5 protein-coding genes are annotated in these 4,482 nt (G+C 39.6%); 4 read left to right on the top strand and 1 reads right to left on the bottom strand.

What is annotated here, in order from left to right:
• From AC1DPQ_RS18855 to AC1DPQ_RS18840, 4 genes are read left to right on the top strand one after another with little or no spacing between them, the layout of a single operon-like run.
• A complete protein-coding gene (locus AC1DPQ_RS18855) occupies positions 1-147 on the top strand; it encodes a hypothetical protein (protein ID WP_477610526.1) in 147 nt (48 codons plus the stop codon).
• Entirely contained in the window at positions 147-1,049 is a 903-nt protein-coding gene (locus AC1DPQ_RS18850) for a histone deacetylase family protein (protein ID WP_477583418.1), read from the top strand. Before AC1DPQ_RS18855 ends, AC1DPQ_RS18850 begins: the two co-directional genes overlap by 1 nt.
• Positions 1,050-1,090: 41 nt before the next feature.
• Entirely contained in the window at positions 1,091-1,774 is a 684-nt protein-coding gene (locus AC1DPQ_RS18845) for a pseudouridine synthase (protein ID WP_477583416.1), read from the top strand.
• Positions 1,775-1,812: 38 nt separating this feature from the next.
• The gene (locus AC1DPQ_RS18840) at positions 1,813-2,547 is read left to right on the top strand and encodes a hypothetical protein (protein WP_477610525.1); all 735 of its coding nucleotides are present in this window, start codon (positions 1,813-1,815) and stop codon (positions 2,545-2,547) included.
• Positions 2,548-3,006: 459 nt separating this feature from the next.
• Here the strand turns inward: AC1DPQ_RS18840 and AC1DPQ_RS18835 are convergent, their stop codons facing one another.
• Positions 3,007-4,371, bottom strand: a complete 1,365-nt coding sequence (locus AC1DPQ_RS18835; RefSeq protein WP_477583412.1) for an MATE family efflux transporter — start codon at positions 4,369-4,371, stop codon at positions 3,007-3,009.
• Positions 4,372-4,482 lie beyond the last annotated feature (111 nt).

Raw genomic sequence — 4,482 nt, 5'->3', positions numbered from 1 at the left:
ATTGTTCCCTTTATTCTCTATGTATTAGCGAGTTTGGAGTTAATAGCTGAAGAAATAGAAAACCCATTTGGAGAAGATGCGAACGATCTTCCTGTGGATCAGATCTGCACGAACATCGAAAAACACGTGGAGGAAATTTTAGGCTAATGATTAAGATTGCCTGGCATCCACTCTACGCACACCCCTTACCAGAAGGGCACCGTTTTCCGATGCTGAAATATGAATTGATACCCGAACAACTTTTACATGAAGGGACTATAGCACAGCAGAATTTATTTAGCCCAGAACCAGTTTCGGAAGATATTATACTCCTGACTCACGAAAAAACATATTGGGAACAGCTTAGAGATTTAACACTTTCAGCGAAAGACCAAAGAAGAATAGGTTTCCCATTAAACGCGCAGCTATTAGAACGCGAGCTGCGAATTGCTCAAGGTACAATCGATGCAGCCCATTTTGCAATGAGTAACGGAATTGCCTTTAATGTAGCAGGTGGCACCCATCATGCAGGCAGCAATTGGGGCGAAGGTTTTTGTTTGTTGAATGATCAGGCTGTTGCAGCTAATTACTTGTTAAATAAAAATTTAGCTAAGCGGATCTTAATTATCGATTTAGATGTACATCAGGGAAATGGCACGGCAGAAATCTTTCAAAAGGAGCCAAGGGTGTTCACTTTTTCGATGCATGGCGATAAAAATTTTCCTTTCAGAAAAGAAATGTCAAGTCTGGATGTTCCTTTAAATGATGGTGTACAGGATGAAGAATATCTATCATCTTTAAAGGTAAATTTGAAAAAGGCATTCGAAAGGACCAAACCTGATTTTGTATTTTATCTATCGGGGGTTGATGTGCTTTCTACCGATAAGCTGGGCAAATTGGCATTAAGCAAGGCCGCATGTAAAGAACGCGACAGAATGGTGCTGCAGGCCTGTAAAGATAAAAATCTGGCTGTGCAGGTGAGTATGGGCGGTGGCTACTCGATCGATATCAGAGATATTGTAGATGCGCACTGCAACACCTACCGCCTGGCTTTTGATTTATTTGGATAAGCTCATCCACAAAACCAGAATATCCTTATCTTCGCGGCCATATGTTGGAGATTATTTATCAGGACGAAAATCTAATTGCAATTAACAAACCCCATGGGTTATTGGTTCATCAATCTTCCATTGCAAGAGATGCCACGGAGTTCGCACTTCAGTTACTCAGAGACCAGGTAGGCAAACATGTTAGTCCGGTACATAGGCTAGACAGGAAGACAAGCGGAATCTTATTATTTGCTTTCGACAAAGTATCTGAAATCGCTATGCATCAACAATTTATGAATGCAGAAACCGATAAAAAATACCTGGCTATCTTGCGTGGTTTTACACCTGATACAATGGACATTGATTATCCATTAGCCAAAGAAAACGGAACGATGCAGGATGCTTTCACTTCGTTTAGAACACTTCAAAGGGCGGAGGTAGCCGTAGCTTTCGGTAAACATCCAACCTCACGGTATTCATTGGTAGAGGCCACACCCAAAACCGGGAGGATGCATCAATTGAGAAGACACTTTAGCCATATCCTACATCCAATTATTGGCGATAGGACACATGGCTGCAACAAACAAAACAAATTCTTTAAAGCGCAATGGGATATGACAACCATGTTGCTCCATGCCTCGGAGCTAGCATTCACTCATCCCGTTACAAAAGAAAAAATCCATTTAAAAGCCGGTTTACACGATGAGTTTAAAAGAGTGATGGATTTCATGAAAATGGAACATTAGCACAATTTTTGCCATCAAAATCTGTTTATATAACATCTATGATTAAATACTTACGTTTTACACTTCCAGTTTTAGCGCTTTTCGCAGCCAGTTGTTCTTCTGTTTATATGCCAAACGTACCAAATACCCCCATGTTAAGTAAACAGGGCGAATTTAGCGGCGGCGCGCACATCTCTTTAAAAGGCAATGCCAGTGTTAATGGTGCTTATGCGGTTTCTGATCACATTGGTGTACTTTTTAGTGGTTCGAGGATGAATAGTGAACGAAAAAGCAAAGATTTCGGGCATAAACTTATCGAAATTGGGGGAGGATACTTTGATACTTTTGGTCCGGATAACAACCGGATTATTGAAATTTATGCAGGCGTAGGGAAGGGCTGGAGTGATATTACCTTCCGCGATTATAAAAACGACATCCTCATCAGCAGCGAATTGCAGGAAGTAGATTACCGGAAAACATTTTTACAGGTTAATTACAGTTCGAAAAAGAAAAACAACCTTCGGTTATTTGGAACAGATTTCCCAATTAACTATGGTACAGCATTAAGGATTAGCCATATTAAGATGGATAGGTTCTTTTTAAACGGTATTGTTCAGCCGAAAGAAGATAATATTTTCTTTGAACCGGTTTTCTTTACGCGTATGGCGCTCAGCAAAACTTTTCAACTACAATATACCACCAGCAGTAATATTGGCTTAAAGAACCGTAAATACATGTCTGCAGGCAATTCTATCTTCACTATTGGTGTTGTGGTTAATGTAGGGGGTAAATAAAATGAGTAAAGGTCCTTCAACTGGCAGGAGACATCATAAATATTTAACTACGTATTAATCCCCCAATTCAAAAAGATTTATCATTCTGAGCCTGTCGAAGACCACTAACTAAGATTCTTCGCTTCGCTCAGATTGACAATTACCCCACACTCAAAGCCTTTGTTTTATTCTGAAAGCGCATAGGTAATAAAATAGACTCCGTTAATTTTTCGTTTCCTGGTTGTAGATCCTTCTATCAACATCGGATTTTACCTGCACAAACCTTTCATTATAAACCCGATAGCAGTAGATGCCGATTGTTTACCGAAAAAGTCGCCACTGAATCAGCATCGGCTGGAACGGATAGCGGGACTACTGTACCCCATGAAACACTGGCATTCATTTCCAAAACCTGATGGCGCTAAAAAGGTAATCAATGTTGATTTTCGCAAAGTAAATTAACCACTAGCTATTTAAAAATCATAACACACCTGCCTTCAAAGCCCTCGTTTTATTCTGAAAACGCATAAACAACAGGATAGAAGCCGTTAACAAACCCAGGGTTAATCCATACCAGATGCCATTAACGCCTAAGTTAAAATGAAAGCCTAATACATAACCAATTGGAATACCAACTACCCAATAGGCTAAAAAGGTAATAAAAGTTGGAATATTAACATCACCAATACCACGTAAAACACCTAGGCCAACCACCTGTGTGCCATCAAACAGCTGAAAAAAGCCAGCGATAATCAATAATTGGGCAGCAATGGGAATAACAGCCGCATCTTCCGTGTAAATGAAGGGCATGATGTTATTGGCCAAAACAAAAATCACTGCAGTAATAGACATAAACAACAAAATAACATGGTAGCTGGCTATGGCAGATTTACGTAAATCGTCGAAATTTTTCTTACCAAAGTTATTTCCCGTTTTAATGGTGGCTGCCGAAGCTACACCGCTGGCAATCATATAGGTCATGGCGGCTAAACTAATCGCGATTTGATGCGCAGCCTGTTCTACGGCCCCAATTGTACCGATAAGCACTGCAGCGCCGCTAAAAGCACTGATTTCGAAAGCGTATTGCATAGCAACAGGCATCCCGATTTTAGCAATCTTAATCGCCCTTATTTTATCAAAAAACGTGGCTTTAAAACTGATCAGGTATTTTTTGAAATGCTGAGAACGTAATACATAAAAACACATTACGGTGGCCATTAAAATCCTGTCGATTAAAGTACTTAACCCCACACCACTAACACCCATCGATTTAATGCCGAACATACCTTTTACGAAAATGATTCCTAAAATGATGTTGATCGCATTTCCCCAGATAGAAACAAACATGGCTTGTTTGGTAAATCCCAAACCTTCCGCAAACTGCTTAAAAGTCTGAAAAATCAGTAGAGGGATAATTGAGACAGATAAAAGATTCAGATAAGGTTTTGCATAACGCACTACCTCGGGCGTTTGCTCCAGGTGGTCAATCACAAAAAATATCCCTAATTGAACCAGTATGTATAAAAATATCCCCACACAGATATTAATAATTAAGCTGTTTGATAAAAGCTTTCCGCATTCATCATAATTCTGACGACCATTCTCCTGTGCGATAAGCGGCGTTAACCCATACGAAATACCCAAACCAATTACGAGGATAAGCATAAATATGCTGTTCACTAACGAAACAGCCGCCAATTGAATGGTATCAGTAAAATGACCTACAATAATACTATCGGCCATATGTACCAAAGTATGACCAACCTGAGAACCTACAATTGGCAATGCCAAATGAAGATTTTCTTTGTAATATGGCTTATATTTGGTGTAAATTTTAGAAAACATAGGGTTACAAAGGTCGCGTTTTTAAAGCTCAAAAAGTAGGTGTGTAGAAAAGTTAATGTTCGGTTTACAAAAGGCGATCGTCATGCTGAATTTATTTCAGCATCTTTCTTG

This window comes from Pedobacter sp. 01T416_2 (assembly GCF_056398925.1).
The sequence above is the reverse complement of the archived record's forward strand: the minus strand, read 5'-3'. Positions and strand labels throughout refer to the sequence as shown.